The sequence below is a fragment of the Streptomyces sp. NPDC043876 genome, assembly GCF_056435825.1.
The window spans coordinates 543,372-562,886 of the sequence record NZ_JBWKDV010000002.1; the positions used below are offsets into that span (position 1 = coordinate 543,372).

At 72.4% G+C, this 19,515-nt stretch carries 18 protein-coding genes; 6 read left to right on the forward strand and 12 right to left on the reverse strand.

The features are described 5' to 3' along the window. Window positions 1–186 precede the first annotated feature (186 nt). The gene (locus AC0693_RS07560; RefSeq protein ID WP_356410165.1) at window positions 187–681 is read left to right on the forward strand and encodes a DUF3145 domain-containing protein; all 495 of its coding nucleotides are present in this window, start codon (window positions 187–189) and stop codon (window positions 679–681) included. 60 nt (window positions 682–741) lie between these two features. Here the strand turns inward: AC0693_RS07560 and fabF are convergent, their stop codons facing one another. From fabF to AC0693_RS07585, 5 genes are all read right to left on the reverse strand, one after another. Then, on the reverse strand, window positions 742–2,007 hold the full coding sequence (fabF, locus tag AC0693_RS07565; RefSeq protein ID WP_356410168.1) for a beta-ketoacyl-ACP synthase II: 1,266 nt from the start codon (window positions 2,005–2,007) through the stop codon (window positions 742–744). Window positions 2,008–2,086: 79 nt separating this feature from the next. Then, window positions 2,087–2,335 carry an acyl carrier protein gene (locus AC0693_RS07570; protein WP_150519766.1) on the reverse strand — a complete coding sequence of 83 codons (249 nt, stop codon included), beginning with the start codon at window positions 2,333–2,335 and terminating at the stop codon, window positions 2,087–2,089. 59 nt (window positions 2,336–2,394) lie between these two features. Further along, window positions 2,395–3,399: a ketoacyl-ACP synthase III gene (locus AC0693_RS07575; RefSeq protein WP_356410171.1), complete on the reverse strand. Its 1,005-nt coding sequence runs from the start codon at window positions 3,397–3,399 to the stop codon at window positions 2,395–2,397. A 19-nt stretch (window positions 3,400–3,418) separates the two neighbouring features. Further along, window positions 3,419–4,336 carry an ACP S-malonyltransferase gene (locus AC0693_RS07580; RefSeq protein ID WP_356410174.1) on the reverse strand — a complete coding sequence of 306 codons (918 nt, stop codon included), beginning with the start codon at window positions 4,334–4,336 and terminating at the stop codon, window positions 3,419–3,421. Between the two features lie 89 nt (window positions 4,337–4,425). Continuing rightward, window positions 4,426–5,652: a PucR family transcriptional regulator gene (locus AC0693_RS07585; RefSeq protein ID WP_478801212.1), complete on the reverse strand. Its 1,227-nt coding sequence runs from the start codon at window positions 5,650–5,652 to the stop codon at window positions 4,426–4,428. 95 nt (window positions 5,653–5,747) lie between these two features. Here AC0693_RS07585 and AC0693_RS07590 point away from each other — a divergent pair, with 95 nt between their 5' ends. Continuing rightward, the gene (locus tag AC0693_RS07590) at window positions 5,748–6,476 is read left to right on the forward strand and encodes a pirin family protein (RefSeq protein ID WP_478801213.1); all 729 of its coding nucleotides are present in this window, start codon (window positions 5,748–5,750) and stop codon (window positions 6,474–6,476) included. A 34-nt stretch (window positions 6,477–6,510) separates the two neighbouring features. On the opposite strand, the gene AC0693_RS07595 is transcribed toward AC0693_RS07590, so the two are convergent. Together AC0693_RS07595 and AC0693_RS07600 are read right to left on the reverse strand one after the other, a co-directional pair. Further along, a complete protein-coding gene (locus AC0693_RS07595; protein WP_478801214.1) occupies window positions 6,511–7,650 on the reverse strand; it encodes a peptidoglycan recognition protein family protein in 1,140 nt (379 codons plus the stop codon). Between the two features lie 179 nt (window positions 7,651–7,829). Next, window positions 7,830–8,651, reverse strand: coding sequence for a serine hydrolase domain-containing protein (locus tag AC0693_RS07600; protein WP_478801361.1), 822 nt, complete (start codon window positions 8,649–8,651; stop codon window positions 7,830–7,832). A 69-nt stretch (window positions 8,652–8,720) separates the two neighbouring features. Between AC0693_RS07600 and AC0693_RS07605 the strand changes: the two genes are divergently transcribed. After that, window positions 8,721–9,161 (forward strand): MerR family transcriptional regulator, encoded by a 441-nt coding sequence (locus AC0693_RS07605; protein WP_469319458.1) that lies wholly within the window; start codon window positions 8,721–8,723, stop codon window positions 9,159–9,161. Further along, window positions 9,158–10,183 (forward strand): aldo/keto reductase, encoded by a 1,026-nt coding sequence (locus tag AC0693_RS07610; protein ID WP_356410185.1) that lies wholly within the window; start codon window positions 9,158–9,160, stop codon window positions 10,181–10,183. The genes AC0693_RS07605 and AC0693_RS07610 overlap by 4 nt, the downstream gene beginning before the upstream one ends. Before the next feature lie 203 nt (window positions 10,184–10,386). On the opposite strand, the gene AC0693_RS07615 is transcribed toward AC0693_RS07610, so the two are convergent. The 3 genes from AC0693_RS07615 to AC0693_RS07625 all read right to left on the reverse strand — a co-directional run bounded on the left by AC0693_RS07615 (window position 10,387) and on the right by AC0693_RS07625 (window position 13,379). Beyond that, on the reverse strand, window positions 10,387–11,253 hold the full coding sequence (locus AC0693_RS07615) for a DUF4429 domain-containing protein (protein WP_469319460.1): 867 nt from the start codon (window positions 11,251–11,253) through the stop codon (window positions 10,387–10,389). A 74-nt stretch (window positions 11,254–11,327) separates the two neighbouring features. Beyond that, window positions 11,328–12,467, reverse strand: coding sequence for an alpha/beta hydrolase (locus tag AC0693_RS07620; RefSeq protein WP_469319475.1), 1,140 nt, complete (start codon window positions 12,465–12,467; stop codon window positions 11,328–11,330). A 225-nt stretch (window positions 12,468–12,692) separates the two neighbouring features. Continuing rightward, the gene (locus AC0693_RS07625; RefSeq protein WP_478801215.1) at window positions 12,693–13,379 is read right to left on the reverse strand and encodes a TetR family transcriptional regulator; all 687 of its coding nucleotides are present in this window, start codon (window positions 13,377–13,379) and stop codon (window positions 12,693–12,695) included. Window positions 13,380–13,506: 127 nt separating this feature from the next. Here AC0693_RS07625 and AC0693_RS07630 point away from each other — a divergent pair, with 127 nt between their 5' ends. Both AC0693_RS07630 and AC0693_RS07635 read left to right on the forward strand, forming a co-directional pair. Then, on the forward strand, window positions 13,507–15,111 hold the full coding sequence (locus AC0693_RS07630; protein ID WP_478741208.1) for an MFS transporter: 1,605 nt from the start codon (window positions 13,507–13,509) through the stop codon (window positions 15,109–15,111). A 239-nt stretch (window positions 15,112–15,350) separates the two neighbouring features. Further along, window positions 15,351–15,731 (forward strand): peptidase inhibitor family I36 protein, encoded by a 381-nt coding sequence (locus tag AC0693_RS07635; protein ID WP_478801216.1) that lies wholly within the window; start codon window positions 15,351–15,353, stop codon window positions 15,729–15,731. Here AC0693_RS07635 and AC0693_RS07640 read toward each other — a convergent pair. Continuing rightward, window positions 15,712–16,527 carry a potassium channel family protein gene (locus tag AC0693_RS07640; protein ID WP_356410200.1) on the reverse strand — a complete coding sequence of 272 codons (816 nt, stop codon included), beginning with the start codon at window positions 16,525–16,527 and terminating at the stop codon, window positions 15,712–15,714. The genes AC0693_RS07635 and AC0693_RS07640 overlap by 20 nt on opposite strands. A gap of 80 nt (window positions 16,528–16,607) precedes the next feature. Next, entirely contained in the window at window positions 16,608–19,340 is a 2,733-nt protein-coding gene (gene aceE / locus AC0693_RS07645) for a pyruvate dehydrogenase (acetyl-transferring), homodimeric type (protein ID WP_356410203.1), read from the reverse strand. Between the last annotated feature and the right edge of the window lie 175 nt (window positions 19,341–19,515).

The window sequence follows — 19,515 nt, forward strand, 5'->3', positions numbered from 1 at the left end:
GTGCAGCGGGTTCTGAGCGACCGTACGTCACCCTGCGACCCCCGGCGCACGGTAGCTTTTTCCCGTGGCGTTTCGGCCGCACGTCCCTGGGCACAATGTCAGATCATTTCCGCTAAATTACATCACGTCACATACTGTCCGTTTTCTGAAGTTTATTCCCGACCTCGTCCCACACTGGAGGTCCCGGTGACGACACGTGGAGTTCTGTACGTGCATTCCGCACCGCGCGCGCTCTGCCCGCACGTGGAATGGGCGGTCGCGGGCGTACTCGGAGTACGGGTGAACCTCGACTGGATCAGGCAGCCCGCCTCGCCGGGCACCTGGAGAGCCGAGTTCTCCTGGCAGGCCGAACCGGGCACGGCCGCCAAGCTCGCGTCCGCGCTGCGCGGCTGGCACCTGCTGCGCTTCGAGGTGACGGCCGAGCCCTGTGCCACCGCCGAGGGGGAGCGCTACAGCTCCACGCCCGAACTCGGCATCTTCCATGCCGTCACCGGCATGCACGGCGACATCCTCATCCCGGAGGACCGGCTGCGCGCCGCCCTCGCCCGGTCGGTCCTCGGCGAGAGCGACCTGGAGGCGGAGATCGCCAAGCTGCTCGGAAAGCCCTGGGACGACGAACTGGAACCCTTCCGCTACGCGGGGGAGGGCGCCCCGGTGCGCTGGCTCCACCAGGTCGTCTGAGCCCCGCCCACGCAGAAGGCCCACCCGGAACTCCGGGTGGGCCTTCTGCGGCGTGAGGCACTAAACGGAACGGAAGGCCAGCGAGACGTTGTGACCGCCGAAGCCGAACGAGTTGTTGATCGCGGAGATCGGGCCCTCGACCGGCAGCTTGCGCGGCTCGCCGCGGACGATGTCCGCCGTGATGTCGTCGTCCAGCTCGTCGACGTTGATCGTCGGCGGGGCGATGCGGTGGTACAGCGCCAGGACCGTCGCGACGGTCTCGACCCCGCCCGCGCCGCCCAGCAGGTGGCCCGTCATCGACTTGGTCGCCGAGATGGCGATGTGGTCGAGGTCGTCGCCCAGCACCTTGCGCAGGGCCTTCAGCTCGGCCGTGTCACCCTGCGGGGTGGACGTGGCGTGCGCGTTCAGGTGGACCAGCTCGGCCGGGTCCAGGCCGGTGTTGTCCAGCAGGTTGCGCAGCGCGGCCGCGACACCGCGGCCGGTGGGCTCCGGCTGCGCGATGTGGTGGCTGTCCGCGGACAGACCCTGGCCCAGCACCTCGCAGTACACCCGGGCACCGCGCGCGGCGGCGTGCTCGGCGGACTCCAGGACCACCACGCCCGCGCCCTCGCCGAGGACGAAGCCGTCGCGGGCCTTGTCGTAGGGGCGGGAGGCCGTCGTGGGGTTCTCGTTGTTCTTGGACATCGCCATCATGTTGGCGAACGCGGCGATCGGCAGCGGGTGGATCGCCGCCTCGGTGCCGCCCGCGATGACCACGTCGGCGCGGCCGGTACGGATCATCTCGACGGCGTAGCCGATGGCCTCGGCGCCGGACGCGCACGCGCTGACCGGGGTGTGCACACCCGCCTGGGCGTTGACCTCCAGGCCGACGTTGGCCGCCGGGCCGTTCGGCATGAGCATGGGAACGGTGTGCGGGGAGACCCGGCGCACGCCCTTCTCCTTGAGCACGTCGTACTGGTCGAGCAGGGTGGTGACGCCGCCGATGCCGGAGGCGATCACCGTGCCGAGGCGCTCGGGGGCGACGGAGGGGTCCTCGCCGGCGGGGCCGGTGTAGCCCGCGTCGGCCCAGGCCTCACGGCCGGCGATCAGCGCGAACTGCGCCGAGCGGTCCAGCTTGCGGGCGAGCGGGCGGGGCAGGACCTCGCTCGGGTCCACGGCGGCGGTGGCGGCGATGCGGACCGGGAGTTCGGCGAAACGGTCGCCTTCCAGGGGCTTGACCCCGGAACGACCGGCAAGCAGACCTTCCCAGGTCGAAGCGCTGTCGCCACCCAGCGGAGTGGTTGCGCCGATACCGGTGACGACCACGGTGCGATTGGTCGGGCTCACAGGAATTCTTTCTCCACGTGTAAGAGGGTGCTGAATTGTCACGGCGCCACCGCCAGGTGGCGACAAACGCTCGTCAGGCTCAGGCCTGGTGCTTCAGGATGTAGTCGGCGGCGTCGCCGACCGTCTTGAGGTTCTTGACGTCCTCGTCCGGGATCTTGACCTCGAAGCGCTCTTCGGCGGCGACGACGACCTCGACCATGGACAGGGAGTCGACGTCCAGGTCGTCGGTGAAGGACTTGTCGAGCTGAACGTCCTCCTGCGGGATCCCGGCGATCTCGTTGACGATCTCCGCGAGACCTTCGAGGATTTCTTCCTGCGTGGCGGCCATGTGGCGCTCCTTCTTGGGTAGCTAACTCTGGTGGTGAGGGACGGGAACGATCCCGCGCCCTAGGGGAGGGTAACGACCGTTGCTGCGTAGACGAGTCCCGCCCCGAAGCCGATGACGAGCGCGGTGTCGCCGCTCTTCGCCGCCCCGGTCGCCAGGAGCCGCTCCATCGCGAGCGGGATCGAGGCGGCCGAGGTGTTGCCGGTGGTCTCGATGTCACGGGCGACCGTGACGTGTTCCGGCAGCTTCAGAGTCTTCACCATCGAGTCGATGATCCGCATGTTCGCCTGGTGCGGGATGAAGACGTCCAGGTCCTCCGCGGTGATCCCGGCCGCGTCGAGCGCCTGCTGGGCCACCTTGGCCATCTCGAAGACGGCCCAGCGGAAGACCGCCTGACCCTCCTGCGTAATGGCCGGGAACTTCTCTCCGCCGTCCTTGCCGAGCCACTCGTCCCACGGCACGGTCTGCTTGATCGTGTCGGACTTGTCGCCCTCCGAACCCCACACGGTGGGGCCGATGGCCGGCTCGTCGGAGGGGCCGATGACCACGGCGCCCGCTCCGTCACCGAACAGGAAGGCCGTCGCGCGGTCCTCCAGGTCGGTCAGATCGGAGAGCCGCTCGACACCGATGACCAGGACGTACTGCGCCGAGCCCTCGACGACCAGGCCCTTGGCCAGGGTCAGGCCGTAGCCGAAGCCGGCGCAGCCCGCGGAGATGTCGAACGCGGCGGGCTTGCCCGCGCCGATCCGGTGCGCGATCTCGGTCGCCACGGCCGGAGTCTGCTTGAAGTGCGAAACCGTCGAGACGATCACGGCGCCGATCTGCTCCGGCGAGACGCCGGCGTCGGCCAGCGCCTTGCCCGAGGCCTCCACCGACATGGCGGCGACGGTCTCCTGCGGCGAGGCCCAGTGCCGGGTCGCGATGCCGGAGCGCGAGCGGATCCACTCGTCGGACGAGTCGATCGTCTCCAGGATCACCTCGTTGGAGACGACCCGGGTCGGGCGGTAGCCGCCGACACCGAGGATGCGCGCGTACGGGGAACCCTGTGCAGGTTTGATCTTCGACATGCTGTGTGGGCTCCTTCTCTCAGGCCGCGTGCTCAGCGATGAGCGCGGCGGCCTTTTCGAGATCGTCGGGCGTCTTCAGTGCCACGGTCGGTACGCCCTTGAGGGCGCGCTTGGCCAGCCCCGTCAGGGTGCCGCCCGGGCACAGCTCGATGATCCCGGTGACGCCGAGGCCGGCGAACGTCTCCATGCACAGGTCCCAGCGGACCGGGTTGGCGACCTGTCCGACCAGGCGGGCGACGACGTCGGCGCCCGTGGTGACGATCTGTCCGTCCTTGTTGGACACGTACGTCAGCGCCGGGTCGGCCGGGGTGAGGGCCTGCGCGGCCTTCTCCAGGGTGACGACCGCGGGAGCCATGTGGTGCGTGTGGAAGGCGCCCGCGACCTTGAGGGCGACGACCTTCATGGTGCCTTCGGGCTTGTCGGCCACCAGGGCGTCGATCTGCTCCATGGTGCCCGCGGCCACGATCTGGCCCGCCCCGTTGATGTTGGCCGGGGTCAGGCCCAGCGAGGCCAGGTGCGCGACGACCACGTCCGGGTCGCCGCCGAGCACGGCGGCCATGCCGGTCTCGGTGACCGCGGCGGCCTCCGCCATGCCCAGCCCGCGGGTGCGGACGAAGGACAGCGCCTCGGCCTCGCTCAGCACGCCGGCGAACGCGGCGGCGGTGATCTCGCCGACGCTGTGACCGGCGACCGCACCGAACGCGGCCGGGGAACCCAGCGCGGTGGCCGACAGCAGACCCGCCGCCACCAGCAGCGGCTGGGCCACGGCGGTGTCGCGGATCTCGTCCGCGTCGGCCTTGGTGCCGTAGTGGGCAAGGTCGAGCTCGATGGCGTCCGACCAGGCGGCGACGCGGTCAGCGGCGCCGGGGAGGTCGAGCCAGGAAGTCAGGAAGCCGGGCGTCTGAGCGCCTTGGCCGGGAGCGACGAGTACGAGCACCCTCACACTCTCTCTTGATTCGGGCCTGCGCCGCCCGTGGGGACAGGGACGAAGAACCGTCGGGGTAATTGTTGATGTCCGACAAAAGTCTAGGACGGCTGTTCGCCCTCGGCCAGACGCCCCAGGATCAGGGCGATGCGCAGCGTGAACGCGGAGCGCACGTCCGAGGGCAACCAACCGGTGACGTCGGTCACACGTCGCAGCCGGTACCGCACCGTATTCGGGTGCACGAACAGCATCCGGGCCGCGCCTTCGAGACTGCTCGCCTGCTCCAGGTAGACGCTCAGCGTCTCCAGCAGAGCCGAACCGGCCTCCTCGAGCGGTCTGTAGATCTCCTCCACCAACTGCTCGCGCGCGGAGGGGTCGGAGGCGATCGCGCGCTCCGGGAGGAGATCATCCGCGAGGACCGGCCGCGGCGCGTCCTGCCACGCCGTGCACGCTTTCAGCCCGGCCGCCGCCGCCTGCGCCGACTTCGTCGCGTTCAGCAGGTCCGAGACCACCGGACCGGCCACCACCGGGCCCGCCGCGAACGGCCCGATCAGGGACTTCGCGACCTGCATCGGGTTGTCGCTGCCGCCCGCGATCACGACGAGCCGGTCACCGAGCACCCCGGTGAGCACCTGGAGCTTGTGGTGCCGGGCGGCCCGCCGGATCGCCTCGACCGTCAGCTCGCTGTCGCCGTCGGGGGCGGTGCCCAGAACCACGCACACGTGGTCGGGGGAGCTCCAGCCGAGCGCCGCGGCCCGGGACAGCGCGCCCTCGTCCGCCTCGCCGGACAGCACCGCGTTGACCACGAGGGACTCCAGCCGGGCGTCCCACGCGCCGCGCGCCTCCGCGGCCTGCGCGTACACCTGGGCGGTCGCGAACGCGATCTCCCGCGCGTAGACGAGCAGCGCCTCGCGCAGGATCGACTCGTCGCCGGGAGCGGCCACCTCCTCGATGGCCGTCTCCATCACCTCGATCGTCGTACGCACCATCTCGACGGTCTGGCGCAGGGTGATCGCCCGGGTCAGCTCGCGCGGAGCCGTCCCGAAGACGTCCGTGGAGATCGCCTGCGGGGTCTCCGGGTGGCGGAACCACTCGGTGAAGGCGGCGATGCCCGCCTGCGCGACCAGGCCGATCCAGGAGCGGTTCTCCGGGGGCATCGCCCGGTACCAGGACAGCGTCTCGTCCATGCGGGCGATCGCGTTGGCGGCGAGACGTCCGGAGGACTTCTCCAGCCGGCGCAGGGTCGCGGCATGCGGATGGGCCGGGTGGACCTGGTGGGCGGGGTGCGGAGGATGCGCGGGGAGCTGCTCACGTTCGGGTGGGGGCACGTGACAAGACTGCCCTATGCCGACCCCGGCGCGGCGTCCCGGGTCGGCGGCCAGGTCCGCCGGCGGTGCCCGGCCGGGCGGCTACGGTGGCCTGCATGATGGAAGTACGTCGTGCCACGGACCGGTACCCGGGCGGGGACGGAGCGGCCGGGATCAGCACCCGGCACGCCTTCTCCTTCGGGAGTTCCTACGATCCGGACAACGTCGGGTTCGGCCCCGTCCGGGCCTGCAACGAGGAATCCCTCGCCCCCGGAGCGGGCTTCGAGGAGCACGCGCACCGGCACACCGAGATCGTCACCTGGGTGACCGAGGGCGAGCTGACCCACCGCGACAGCACCGGCCGCTCCACCGTCGTGCGGCCCGGGGACGTCCAGCGGCTCAGCGCGGGCGACGGCGTCCGTCACGTCGAGCGCAACGACGGGCCGGTCCCGCTCCGTTTCGTCCAGATGTGGCTGGCCCCGCGGCACGCACTCGACGGGTCGGACCATCCCGCCGCCACGGCGGAGGCCTCCTACGAGGTCGTGCGGGCGGTGGCGGACGACGCGCCCTACGAGGTCCCCGCGGCCGGTGCGGTGCTGCGGGTGCGCAGGCCCGGCGCGGGCGAGCGGGTCCCCGTACCGGCCGCGCCGCGCGTGTACCTGCACGTCGTGCGCGGGGACCTGCGGCTCGACGGGGCGGCCGGGGCGGACGGGCCGGAGGAGGCGCCCGGGGACGCGCCCGGGGTCGAGCTGGGTCCGGGGGACTCGGTGCGGATCAGCGGCGCGCACGGCCTGGAGATCGTCGCCGGCTCCCCGGGGGAACTGCTCCTGTGGGAGCTGCCGTAGCGCGTGCGGGGCGGATCCCGCTGAGGGGCCCCGCTCAGCCGTGGCGGCCGGCGAGGGAGCCGACCAGCCCGTCGAGCGGGCCGCCGCCCGGATCGGCGGCCCGGTCGCGGATCTCCGGCAGCCGGCGGTAGAGGGCGGTGCCCGGGCACTCCGTGGAGAACGCGTCGCGGTGCCCGGAGATCCGCTCGAAGCGTGCCCGGTGCCCGGAGCGGAACTTCCCGTTGTCGAGGCCGGAGGTCAGGGTGACGCTGCCCCGGGGGTCGTACCCGTACCGGCCCAGCTTCCAGGCCGCGAGCCGCGCCACCGCGCTCATCGCGGCGTCGGAGGGCTCCTGGGAGGAGTACTCGCCGATGACCGCGACGCCCATCGTGTCCGTGTTGAAGCCGAGGGTGTGGGCGCCGGTGACCGGCCGGTCGGCGCCGCCGCGGCGGCCCTCGAAGACGGTGCCACACTTGTCGACGACGAAGTTGTAGCCGAGGTCCTTCCAGCCGTTGGTGCGCACGTGCAGCGTCTGCAGGCCGCGCATCAGGGCCGCCGAGTCGGTGCAGTCGTAGGCGTTGGTCTGCGCGGTGTGGTGCACGAAGACGGCCTTGACGTCCTTGCCGTACACCGGGTCGTTTCCCGGCTGCTCCCGCGCGCCCCACGCGGAGCGGGAGACGACCTCGGGCCGGTCGGCGTGCTCGCGGCGGGCGACGGGGGCCGCCGCGTAGGCGGCCGGTACGGCGCCGGCCGCCGCCGGGTCCGCCCCCTCCGGCGGGTCCGCGCCGGGGTCGACCAGCTCCAGCCGCAGCCCGGCGGGCAGCGGCCCGCCGCGCCCCGCGACCCGGACCTCGACCCCGTCGGAGGGCCCGGCCCACAGCGGCTCGGAGACCCCGCGCGCGCCCTCGCCCCGCTCCGTGCCCAGGACCGTCCAGGGCGACCAGACTCCGGTCCCCGCGGATCTGGTGCGGACCCGGATCACCCCGTCGAGGGACCGGTCCGGCTCGTCCCAGGAGACGGCGAGCATGCTGAACCCGGCGGTGTCCGCCTCCTCGAAGGAGGCACCGGAACCGTTCACCCGCAGGGGTTGGGTGCGCAGCGCCGCGCCCGGCGCCCCCCGGACGGCGAGCAGGGCGACGATGCCGGTGGTGAGGGCGGCGGTGGCGGCCGACACCACGATGCTGCGGGTGCGCACCCGGTTCTCCCCGATGATCAACGGTGATGGGAACCGGAATCTACCGAGGTGAGGGGGCCCGGACCGGGACGTGCGCCCCGGCAATCGGGTCGGATGGGTGCATAGCCCCCGCCGGTGTCACCCGCCCGGCACCACGGTCGAACGCGCTTTCGTTTCTCGCTGCTTCCGGCCGCTGCCGGTCACTTCCCGCCGGCCAGCGCGGCGAGGACGCCGTCGGTGAAGGGCGGCCACGCCTGCACCGCCCACGGCCCGAAGGGCCGGTCGGTCAGCGCCACGCAGGCCGCGCGCGCGTCCGGGTCCACCCACAGGAAGGTGCCGGCCTGCCCGAAGTGCCCGAAGGTGCGCGGGGAGGAGGTGGCGCCCGTCCAGTGCGGGGACTTCCCGTCGCGGATCTCCAGGCCCAGGCCCCAGTCGTTGGGGGACTGGTGACCGTAACCGGGCAGTACGCCCTTGAGGCCGGGGTGTGCCACCGAGGTGGCCTCGGCGACCGTGCGGACGTCCAGCAGCCGGGGGGCCATCAGCTCGGCGGCGAAGCGGGAGAGGTCGGCGACCGTGGAGACGCCGTCCTTGGCGGGGGAGCCGTCCAGGGTGGTCGCGTCCATGCCGAGCGGCTCCAGCACCGCCTGGTGCAGGTACTCGGCGAAGGCGATGCCGGTGGCCTTGGTGATGTGGTCGCCGAGCACCTCGAAACCGGCGTTGGAGTACAGGCGCCGCTCCCCGGGCGGGGCCATCGCGCGGTGCTCGTCGAAGGCGAGTCCGCTGGTGTGCGCGAGCAGGTGGCGCACGGTGGAACCCTCGGGTCCGGCCGGCTCGTCCAGCTCGATCGCCCCCTCCTCGTACGCGACGAGCGCGGCGTACGCGGCGAGGGGCTTGGTGACGGAGGCCAGCGGGAAGCGGTGGCCGACCGGGCCGTGGGTTCCCGCGAGGGTCCCGTCGGCGCGTACGACGGCCGCCGCGGCGGTCGGTACCGGCCAGGTGTCGATGATCCGCAGGCTCTCCATGATCTCCGTGCTCTCCATGCGGTCGAGCCTACTTGCTTGGAGTGCACTCAAGGGTTTTAGCGTGGGGGCATGAGCCTGACGCAGACGCGGTACACGATCAGCGAGGTCGAGGCCCGGACCGGTCTGACCCAGCACACCTTGCGCTGGTACGAACGGATCGGCCTGATGCCGCACGTGGACCGCTCGCACTCGGGCCAGCGCCGCTTCAGCGACAAGGACCTCGACTGGCTGGCCTTCGTGGGCAAGCTGCGCGCCACCGGGATGTCGGTGGCGGACATGGTCCGGTACGCGGAGCTGGTGCGCGAGGGCCGGCACACCGTCGAGGAGCGGCGGGAGCTGCTGGAACGCACGCGGCGCGAGGTCCGGGCACGGATCGACGAACTGACGGACGCGCTGGCGGTACTGGACTTCAAGATCGGTTTTTACGCGGAGACGAAGCGGACCGCGCGCGGCGCGGACGGCGCGGACACCGCGGCCACGCACGGGGAACAGGGGAAGGCACACTCATGACGCACACCATCACGGACAGGATCGACCAGGTCGAGCTGGGCAAGGGCGGCCCGCTGGTCGGCATACAGGGCCTCGGCTGCATGGGCATCAGCGAGTTCTACGGCGACACGGACGAGGCGGCGGCCCGCGACACCCTGGACGCGGCCCTGGAGGCCGGGGTCACCCTCTTCGACACGGCCGACGCGTACGGGCGGGGGCGCAACGAGGAGTTCCTCGCGCCGTTCCTCGCGGCGCACCGGGACGAGGTCACGCTGGCCACGAAGTTCGCCTTCGAGCGCACCGACGACCCGCAGTACCGGGGCGTGCGCAACGACGCGCCGTACGTCCGCCAGGCCGTCGAGGCCAGCCTGCGGCGGCTCGGGGTGGACGTCATCGACCTCTACTACATGCACCGGCGCGACCCGCAGGTGCCGTTCGCGGAGTCCGTCGGCGCGATGGCGGAACTGGTCGCCGAGGGCAAGGTCCGCCACCTGGGCCTGAGCGAGGTCACGGGCGCCGAGCTGCGCGAGGCGTACGCGGTGCACCCGATCGCCGCGCTCCAGTCGGAGTGGTCCCTGTTCAGCCGGGACGTGGAGCAGAGCGCGGTGGGCGCGGCGGCTGAGCTGGGCGTGGCCTTCGTGCCGTACTCCCCGCTCGGGCGCGGCTTCCTGACCGGGGCGTTCGCGGACGCGGGCGCGGAGCTGTCGGAGGGCGACTTCCGGCGCCACCAGCCGCGGTTCAACGGCGCCAACGCGAAGGCCAACGCCGCGCTGCTGGAGCCGGTGCGCGCGGTCGCGGCGGCGCACGGGGCCACCCCGGCGCAGATCGCGCTGGCCTGGGTCCAGCAGCGCTCGGCGGTCCACGGCCTCGCGGTCGTCCCGATCCCGGGCACCCGCAAGCGCAGCCGCCTCGCGGAGAACGCGGCGGCGACCCGCATCACCCTGACCCCGGCCGACCTCGCCCTCCTGGACCCGATCGCCGCCCACGTCGCGGGCGACCGCTACCCGGACATGAGCTCCACGTCGAAGGCCCGCGAGGCCTGACACCGGCCCCCGGCCGTGACACCACCCAGCCCCGGGGGCATCTCCCGCCCGTCCGGCGTTTGAGGACACCCCCCGACCCGGGCGCCATTCGGCTCCCGGGCCGGGGGCATCTTCAGCCCGTCCGGCGTTTTGAGGACGTGCGCGCCGCAGGCGCGGGGGCCCCGCGCAGCGGTCCGGCACGGCCCCCGGTGGCCGGGGCCCCGCTACGACCCGGCGGCGAAACGATCCCGCAGCGCCGCGTACTCCGCATCGGTCAGCAGCCCGGCCCCGTGCAGCTCCCCCAGGTGCCGCATCCGGTCGGGCTCACGCGCCCCGCCCGCCCCGCCGGCCATCGCCCCCACGGCCACCGGAGTCCGCCCCCGTACCGCCGCCAGCACCGCGGCGGCGAAGGGCAGGGACTCGTGCACCCCGCCGTACCCCGTGGCGAACACCACCGCCGCCGGATCGTGCTCCGGAGCCGGGACCTCCTCGCCGTCGTCGCGCGAGCGGAGCCGCAGGTGGCCGCCGGGCCGCTCGGGGGAATGCCATTCGACCCCGGTCAGCTCCGCCAGCGGGTAATGCCGGTCGCCGGCCTTCCACTTGGCGCTGGAGGCCCCGGTGCGCGACCAGCGCAGGCCCACCCCGCTCTCGTCGAGGGTCGCCCGGCCGTCGTACGCCTTGAGGTGCAGCGGCGGCTTCGGCGCCTCGACCAGGAAGCGCGGAGCCGGTTCGGCCGGGTCCGGCCCGAGCCGGGCGCGCAGCGCGTCGGCCAGCGCGAGGGCCAGCGGCGCCCGGTCGGCCGGCAGCACCAGCCGGTACGGATCGCAGATGTCCTTCAGCTGTCCCGCGGCGGCCTCCATCAGCGGATCGGCCCCGGGCCGCGGCACGGCACGCAGCACCACCGTCTCCCGCTTCCCCGCGGTCACGGTCACGCTCACCTCGGACAACGCCTCGTGGGGAATGCGTCTCTGCCCCAGCGCATGCCAAAGGCGCGGCATGCGCAGTGCGGACATCCCCCGTTCGAAGCGGATGAGCACCGAGTCCGAGTCGAACTCCCAGACGGCATGGTTTCCGGCCAGTACGTCACCCATGCGGCTCATCGTAAAGGGCGGCAGGCCTGCGCGTCCCCTGACCGCGAGGGTCGTTTTCCGGCCCTCTCCGTGCGTCAGTCCTCTTCCGGGCCGGAAATTCCCCGTCGGCAGGAGTCGTCCCCGTCCGCGCAGACAGCGGAAGCGTAGGCACCGGTTGCGATGCGCGCGAAGTTCTCCAGCGAGCCGGTCCCCGGCTCGAAGTAGCCGGTGTGGCTCTTCGCCCCGGCCGCCGAGAGACGGCGCGCCCCGAACTCCGGGGACACCGGATCGGCCCCGTGCCCGAGCCCGCCCAGCTCCAGGTGCGGTACGTCCGCGATCCAGTCCCCTGAGTCCCGCATCGCCCACACCCGGGCCGAGGTGTTCAGCTGGGCGGCGTTCTCCACGCGCATGCCGGGACTGCCCGAGACCACCACGTCGGTCACCCGGCGCGGCAGGCCGTGGGCGGCGACCCCGCACACCACCGACCCGTAGCTGTGGCAGAACAGCGTCACGGACGCGTCCCCGGGCAGCGCCGAGGCCAGGGCCGCCAGCCGTACGGCGCCCTGCGCGGCCAGCCGCCCGGTGGCCGCGTCCACGCCGAGCCCGGTGGGGGAGACGTAGCCGGCCCAGGCGATGACGGCGGTCCTGGTGTCGGGAGCCGCCGCGCGCTCGGCCTCGTAGAGGGATTCGGCCATGCCGACCGGGGCGCTGTAGCGGCGCTGCGACCGCTCGAAGGTGAGCAGGTCCGTGTCGACGCCGGGGACGATCACCGAGACGCGCCGCGCCCGGTCCAGGTCGCCGAAGACCTCGGCGACCAGGCCGTCGCCGGTCGGGTCGAAGACGAGGATCTGCCGCGCCGGGTCGGCCAGGGACTCCAGCCGGTGCAGCCGCCGGCCGGCCTGGTCCCGGTCGGCCGGGGTGAGCGCCACGTCCTGGGCCCGGACCGCCTCGGTGCGGGCCGCCTGGCCCAGGGCGCGGCGGTTGGCCCGGAAGCGCGTCCGGGCGGGTACCCCGTCGAGGTTGCCGACGACCAGCGGATAGCTGTCGGCCAGCCGGTCGCGTTCGGGTCCGTCGAGTTCGGAGAAGAAGCGCGCAACGGTGCGTATGGGGGCTTCGGCGGACGGGACGGGGCGGCCGCCGATCCGGGCCGCGGACCAGGAGGCGAGGGCCGCCCGGCGGGCCGAGACGGCTTCCTCCGGCCGGTGCACGGCCGTCCAGCCGGTGGTCGCCAGCATGACGAAGACCACCAGGAGCGCGAGCACGGCGTGCAGCGCGCCGGGGCTGGGGGAGGTGGCGGGGGAGGCAGGGCCGTGCAGGCCGGACAGGTTCACTGAGGGATAGCGTAGGAGACCTTTTCCGGCCGCGGCACGCCGGGTGACGGGCGTCACGGGCCCGTCCCCGCGGCCGTCACCTACAGGCGCCGAACCGTTCCGTTCCGGTACGAACAGGGCGGTCGCGGGTCAGTGCCAGTCGGCGGCCAGCGACGGGCCGATCTGGTCGAGGTAGTCCTCGGTCATCCGGCGGATCGCGGCCACGCTGGTGTCCTCGCCCCGGCCCCACAGCCGCCCGGTCACCCGCATCACCCCGGAGAACGCCGCCACCGCGATCCGGGGCCGCGGGTCGGTGTCCACGTCGAGCCCTTCGCGCGCCGCGATCAGCCGGGCGATCCGCTCCTCCAGCTCGGTGGAGCGGCGCAGGTGGACGGCGAGCAGCGCGGGCGTGGACTCGATCAGCCGGTAGGACCGCATGTGCAGCTCGACCGGGACCACCTCGCCGATCGCCTCCTCGATGGTGTCCCAGGCGCCGAGCACGGCGTTGCGCATGGCCGCCAGCGGACCCTCGGCGGCCGGGCGGGCCTCCAGCGCGGCCACGAAGTGGGACTCCACCAGGTCCTGGACGGCGAAGGCGACCTCTTCCTTGTTGGCGAAGTAGCGGAAGAAGGTGCGCTGGGAGACCTCGACGGCGTCGGTGATCTCGTCGACGGTCGTCTCCTCGTACCCGTGCGTGGTGAAGAGCACGAGGGAGGAGCGCAACAGGGCGTCCCGGGTGCGGCGCTTCTTGCGTTCGCGCAGCCCGGCGGGGGCCCCCGGCAGGGGCGCGGGCGGCGCGGGCGGTGCCGCCGGTGCGCCGGGCCGCTGGTCGGTCATCACCGAGGGGGTCCTCTTTCGGGCTGCGGGGGCGGGGTGGGCGGTCAGGCTACCTGTGACCGACCTGACAGTTGCCGTCGTGTTAAGCCGTTTGTGAAGTGTCAGTCGCTGTCACTAGCCTGTCCGCATGACTAGTCAGATCAGCCTCGACAAGCAGCTGTCCGACCAGGACGGCGCGCCGGGACCGGCCTCCCGGCTGCGCGGGCATCCCTGGCTGACCCTCTTCGCCGTCGCGATCGGCGTCATGATGGTCACCCTCGACGGCACGATCGTCGCGGTCGCCAACCCCGCCATCACCGACGACCTCCACGCCACCCTCGCCGAGGTGCAGTGGATCACCAACGGCTATCTGCTGGCCCTCGCGGTCTCCCTGATCACCGCGGGCAAGCTCGGCGACCGCTTCGGCCACCGCCAGACCTTCCTCATAGGCATCGCCGGCTTCGCCGCGTCCTCCGCCGCGATCGGCCTCTCCTCCAGCGTCGAGCTGGTCATCGGCTTCCGCGTCGCGCAGGGCGTCTTCGGCGCGCTGCTGATGCCCGCCGCCCTCGGCCTGCTGCGGGCCACCTTCCCCGCCGAGAAGCTGAACATGGCCATCGGCATCTGGGGCATGGTCATCGGCGCCTCGACCGCCGCCGGACCCATCGTCGGCGGTCTGCTCGTCGAGCACGTCAACTGGCAGTCCGTCTTCTTCATCAACGTGCCCGTCGGCATCGTCGCGCTCGGCTTCGGCCTGTTCATCCTGCTCGACCACCGCGCCGAGAACGCCCCGCGCTCCTTCGACGTCCTGGGCATCCTGCTGCTGTCCGCCGCGATGTTCTCCCTGATCTGGTCGCTGATCAAGGCCTCCGAATGGGGCTGGGGCGACAGCAAGACCCTGCTCTTCCTCGCCGGGTCCGTGCTCTGCTTCGCGCTCTTCGCCTTCTGGGAGACCCGGGTCGCCGAGCCGCTGATTCCGCTCGGGATGTTCCGCTCGGTGCCGCTGTCCGCGGGCACCGTCCTCATGGTCCTGATGGCCTTCGCCTTCATGGGCGGCCTCTTCTTCGTCACCTTCTACCTGCAGAACGTGCACGGCATGAGCCCCGTCGACAGCGGTCTGCACCTGCTGCCTCTCACCGGCATGATGATCGTCGGCTCGCCGCTCGCGGGTCTCGCCATCACCAAGGTCGGCCCGCGCCTCCCGCTCGTCGCGGGCATGGTCGCCACCGCCGCCGCCTGCTTCGGGATGTCGCAGCTGACCCCGCACACCGGCACCCTCACCATGTCCGTCTGGTTCGCCCTCATGGGCCTGGGCCTCGCGCCCGTCATGGTCGGCGCCACCGAGGTCATCGTCGGCAACGCCCCGCTGGAACTCTCCGGCGTGGCCGGCGGCCTCCAGCAGGCCGCCATGCAGGTCGGCGGCAGCCTCGGCACCGCCGTCCTCGGCGCCGTCATGGCCAACAAGGTGTCCTCCTCCTTCATGGACAACTGGACCGCGGCGCAGCTGCCGCCGATGACCCCCGAGCAGGCGGAACTGGCCACGAGCGCCGCCACGGTCGGCGTCGCCCCCGTCCCCGACGGCGCCCCGGCGCCCCTCGCGAAGGCCATCAGCGCCGTCGCCCATGACACCTTCGTGTCAGGCATGAGCACCGCCTTCGTCGTCGCCGGCGTGGTCGCCGTGCTCGCCGCGGTGGTCGCGGGCTTCACCCGGCGCGGGGAGAACGCCGCCGCGGGCGCGGGCGCGGCCCACATCTGACCCGTGCCGACCGCCCAGGCCCCCTCGGCCGCCCCGCCGCGGAGGCGTCAACTCCGGGGCGCCACAGCCCCGCCGGACCCGTCCGGCGGGGCTGTCGCCTATCCGGATGGACCGCCCCGCCGGGTCTTCCGCCCGACCGTCTTCGCAGGTCAGCGTGGTGTCAGCGGCACTCGCAACGGACCGCCGGCCCACCGGGCCACCCGTACGAGTGCCCTGTGACCACAAGGAGTTGACCCGTCATGCGTACGAGTTCCACCGTGCTCGCCGCCGTGTTCCTGGCCGCCACCACCCTGCTGCCCGGCGCCGCCTCCGCCGTCCACGCCGCGGGGCCGCCGCCGCTCGGAGCCTGCGCCACCGGGCAGCTGTGCTTCTGGGCGAAGCCCGACTTCAAGGGCACGAAGCAGATCCACGAACTGACCGAGATCACCACCAACGACTGCGTCTCCCTGCCGCCGGGCAAGGCCGCGCAGGCCCTCGCCAACCGCACCGGCCGGCCGGTGACCACCTACCAGTCCGCCGAGTGCGCCGAGACCGGGGAGTTCCAGACCTACCCCGGTGACGGCACCTGGCTGCCCCAGTCCCCCTACCAGGTGAGGGCGTTCAAGGTGTGGGAGCGATAGCCGCAGTGGCGGGCGCGGCCGCCGGTACGTCGGCCCCCGCGCCCGCCGGTACGCCGGCCCCCGCGCCCGGCCCCGCCCCGCCGAGCCGGGCGACCTCGGCGCGCAGGGCCCGTACCTCCTCGGCCAGTTCCGTCAGCGCCGCGGCCTGGAGCCGGTCCGCCTGGTCGTCGCGGTCGAACCGGGAGATGAACCAGGCCGCGATGTTCGCCGTCACCACACCCAGCAGCGCGATCCCGGACAGCATCAGACCCACCGCGACCAGCCGGCCGAGGCCCGTGGTGGGGGAGTGGTCGCCGTAGCCCACGGTGGTCATCGTGGTGAAGGACCACCACACCGCGTCCCCGAGGTTCTTGATGTTCCCCTTCGGGGCGTCGCGCTCCACGCTCAGCACGGCCAGCGAGCCGAACATCAGCAGCCCCACCACCGCCCCCGCGACATAGGTGGTCAGCCGGACCTGCGGAGCCATCCGGGCCCGCCGCCCCACCAGCAGCAGCGTGGACACCAGCCGCAGCAGCCGCAGCGGCTGGATCATCGGCAGCAGCACCGCCGCCAGGTCCAGCCAGTGCGTCCGCACGAACAGCCGCCGGTCGGCCGCCAGGGCCAGGCGCACCGCGTAGTCCCCGGCGAAGACGCCCCAGACCACCCATTCGGTCAGCAGGCACGCCTCGTGCACCGACCGGTCCGCGTCCGGAGCGATGATCGGAACGGCGTACGCGACGCCGAAGGCCATGGCGCACACGAGCAGGGGGAGCTGGGTGCGCCGCTCCCAGCGGGACTGCGCGGACTGAACCTTCATGCCCGGCATCGTAGGGAAAGACGGCGGGGCGCCGGGAACCGAGGTCCCCGGCGCCCCGCCGGAAGAAGAGCGCCCGACGCCTACGCGTCGCCGCCCGCGGCGCCCGGATCGGCCGCCGTGACGTCCAGCAGCTGGTACCGGTCGATGGCCTGCTTGAGCACCGAACGGTCGATCTTCCCCGCCTTGGCCAGCTCGGTCAGCGTCGCCAGGACCACCGACTGGGCGTCGATGTGGAAGAAGCGCCGGGCCGCGCCGCGCGTGTCGGCGAAGCCGAAGCCGTCCGCGCCCAGCGAGGTGTACGCGCCGGGCACCCAGCGCGCGATCTGGTCCGGGACCGCCCGCATCCAGTCCGAGACCGCCACGAACGGCCCCTCGGCGCCGGACAGCTTGCGCGTCACGTACGGGACGCGCTGCTCCTCCTCCGGGTGGAGCAGGTTGTGCGTCTCCACCTCGACCGCGTCGCGGCGCAGCTCGTTCCAGGAGGTCGCCGACCAGACGTCCGCCCGGACGTTCCACTCGGCGGCCAGGATCCGCTGCGCCTCCAGCGCCCACGGCACCGCCACGCCCGAGGCCATGAGCTGCGCCGCGACGGCGCCGTCCGTGCCCCGGGAGACCCGGTGGATGCCCTTGAGGATGCCGTCCACGTCGACGTCCGCCGGTTCGGCCGGGTGCTGGATCGGCTCGTTGTAGACGGTCAGGTAGTAGAAGACGTCCTCGGCCTCGGGCCCGTACATGCGCCGCAGGCCGTCCCGGACGATGTGCGCGATCTCGTACCCGTAGGCCGGGTCGTAGGCGACGCAGCCCGGGTTGGTCGAGGCCAGCAGCTGGGAGTGACCGTCGGCGTGCTGGAGGCCCTCACCCGTGAGGGTGGTCCGGCCGGCCGTCGCGCCGAGCACGAAACCGCGCGCGAGCTGGTCGGCCATCTGCCAGAACTGGTCGCCGGTGCGCTGGAAACCGAACATCGAGTAGAAGACGTAGACCGGGATCAACGGCTCGCCGTGCGTCGCGTACGCCGAACCCGCGGCGATCAGCGAGGCCGTGCAGCCCGCCTCCGAGATGCCGTCGTGCAGCATCTGGCCGGTCGGGGACTCCTTGTACGCGAGCAGCAGGTCGCGGTCGACCGCCTCGTACTGCTGGCCCAGCGGGTTGTAGATCTTGGCGCTGGGGAAGAACGCGTCCATGCCGAAGGTGCGGTACTCGTCGGGCGCGATCAGCACGAACCGCCGGCCGATCTCCTTGTCCCGCATCAGGTCCTTCAGGATGCGGACGAAGGCCATGGTGGTGGCGATCGACTGCTGGCCCGAGCCCTTCTTGGCGGCCGCGTACGCCGCGTCGCCCGGCAGCTCCAGCGGCTTGGCGCGCACCACGCGGGTCGGCACGTAGCCGCCGAGCGCGCTGCGGCGGTCGTGCATGTACTGGATCTCGGGGGAGTTGCGGCCCGGGTGGTAGTACGGCGGGGCGCCGCCCTCCAGCTGGGCGTCCGTGATCGGGATGTGCAGCCGGTCGCGGAAGCGCTTGAGGTCGTCGACCGTCAGCTTCTTCATCTGGTGCGTCGCGTTGCGGCCCTCGAAGTTCGGGCCGAGGGTCCAGCCCTTGACCGTTTGGGCGAGGATCACCGTCGGCTGGCCCTTGTGCGCCTTGGCCGCCGCGTAGGCCGCGTAGACCTTCTTGTGGTCGTGGCCGCCGCGGCCCAGGTGCTGGATCTGCTGGTCGGACATGTTCTCGACCATCGCGCGCAGCCGCTGGTCCCCGCCGAAGAAGTGCTCGCGGACGTAGGCGCCGGACTCGGTCGCGTACGTCTGGAACTGCCCGTCCGGCGTGGAGTTCATCTTGTTGACCAGGATGCCGTCGCGGTCCTGGGCCAGCAGCGGGTCCCAGGAGCGGTCCCAGATCAGCTTGATGACGTTCCACCCGGCGCCCCGGAACTGCGACTCCAGCTCCTGGATGATCTTGCCGTTGCCGCGGACCGGGCCGTCGAGGCGCTGGAGGTTGCAGTTCACGACGAAGGTCAGGTTGTCCAGGCCCTCGCGGGCGGCGATGGACAGCTGGCCCAGCGACTCCGGCTCGTCCATCTCGCCGTCGCCGAGATACGCCCAAACGTGGGACTTGGAGGTGTCCGCGATCCCGCGCGCCTCCATGTACCGGTTCATCCGGGCCTGGTAGATCGCGCCGAGGGGGCCGAGGCCCATCGAGACGGTCGGGAACTCCCAGAAGTCCGGCATCAGCCGCGGGTGCGGGTAGCTGGAGAGACCGTGGGGGGCCTTCGACTTCTCTTGGCGGAACGCGTCGAGCTGCTGCTCGGAGAGCCGGTCCAGGAGGTAGGCGCGGGCGTAGATGCCCGGGGAGGCGTGGCCCTGGAAGAAGATCTGGTCGCCGCCGTCACCCTCGTCCTTGCCCCGGAAGAAGTGGTTGAAGCCCACGTCGTAGAGGGAGGCGGAGGAGGCGAAGGTCGCGATGTGGCCGCCGACCCCGATGCCCGGGCGCTGGGCGCGGGAGACCATCACGGCCGCGTTCCAGCGGGTGGCGTTCAGGACCTTGCGCTCGATCTCCTCGTTGCCGGGGAAGAAGGGCTCGTCCTTGGTCGCGATGGTGTTGACGTAGTCCGAGCTGCGCATCTCGGGCACGGCCACGCGCTTCTCGCGGGCCCGCTCGATCAGCCGCAGCATCAGGTAGCGGGCACGCTCGCGGCCCCGCTCGTCGACGGCTGAGTCGAGGGAGTCGAGCCACTCCTGAGTCTCCTCCGGATCGAAGTCCGGGACCTGACTCGGCAGGCCGCCAATGATGATCGGGTTGCGATCGGATGCGGAAGCCACGCTGTTCCTTCGCTGTCGGGGGAGTCGTGCCTGGGTCGCCGGCTCCCATCGTCTACCGCCGGGCCGAAATCGTCATCTGTACCGCTGGGTAACCGCTGGAATATCAGGCCACACTCAAGGAGCGGGGAGCGGGTCCGGCCAAATCGCAACCTTACGCCCACCCCGTTCAACGGGT

What these genes read in the sequence shown, in the direction of transcription:
- AC0693_RS07620 (WP_469319475.1), bottom strand. Translation starts at nt 12,467, where the DNA reads ATGCTGGCGACCACCGGCTGGACGGCCGTGCACCGGCCGGAGGAAGCC.
- AC0693_RS07600 (WP_478801361.1), bottom strand. Translation starts at nt 8,651, where the DNA reads ATGGAGAGCCTGCGGATCATCGACACCTGGCCGGTACCGACCGCCGCG.
- AC0693_RS07615 (WP_469319460.1), bottom strand. Translation starts at nt 11,253, where the DNA reads ATGGGTGACGTACTGGCCGGAAACCATGCCGTCTGGGAGTTCGACTCG.
- AC0693_RS07635 (WP_478801216.1), top strand. Translation starts at nt 15,351, where the DNA reads ATGCGTACGAGTTCCACCGTGCTCGCCGCCGTGTTCCTGGCCGCCACC.
- AC0693_RS07630 (WP_478741208.1), top strand. Translation starts at nt 13,507, where the DNA reads ATGACTAGTCAGATCAGCCTCGACAAGCAGCTGTCCGACCAGGACGGC.
- AC0693_RS07640 (WP_356410200.1), bottom strand. Translation starts at nt 16,527, where the DNA reads ATGAAGGTTCAGTCCGCGCAGTCCCGCTGGGAGCGGCGCACCCAGCTC.
- AC0693_RS07625 (WP_478801215.1), bottom strand. Translation starts at nt 13,379, where the DNA reads ATGACCGACCAGCGGCCCGGCGCACCGGCGGCACCGCCCGCGCCGCCC.
- AC0693_RS07610 (WP_356410185.1), top strand. Translation starts at nt 9,158, where the DNA reads ATGACGCACACCATCACGGACAGGATCGACCAGGTCGAGCTGGGCAAG.
- AC0693_RS07570 (WP_150519766.1), bottom strand. Translation starts at nt 2,335, where the DNA reads ATGGCCGCCACGCAGGAAGAAATCCTCGAAGGTCTCGCGGAGATCGTC.
- AC0693_RS07605 (WP_469319458.1), top strand. Translation starts at nt 8,721, where the DNA reads ATGAGCCTGACGCAGACGCGGTACACGATCAGCGAGGTCGAGGCCCGG.
- AC0693_RS07575 (WP_356410171.1), bottom strand. Translation starts at nt 3,399, where the DNA reads ATGTCGAAGATCAAACCTGCACAGGGTTCCCCGTACGCGCGCATCCTC.
- AC0693_RS07590 (WP_478801213.1), top strand. Translation starts at nt 5,748, where the DNA reads ATGATGGAAGTACGTCGTGCCACGGACCGGTACCCGGGCGGGGACGGA.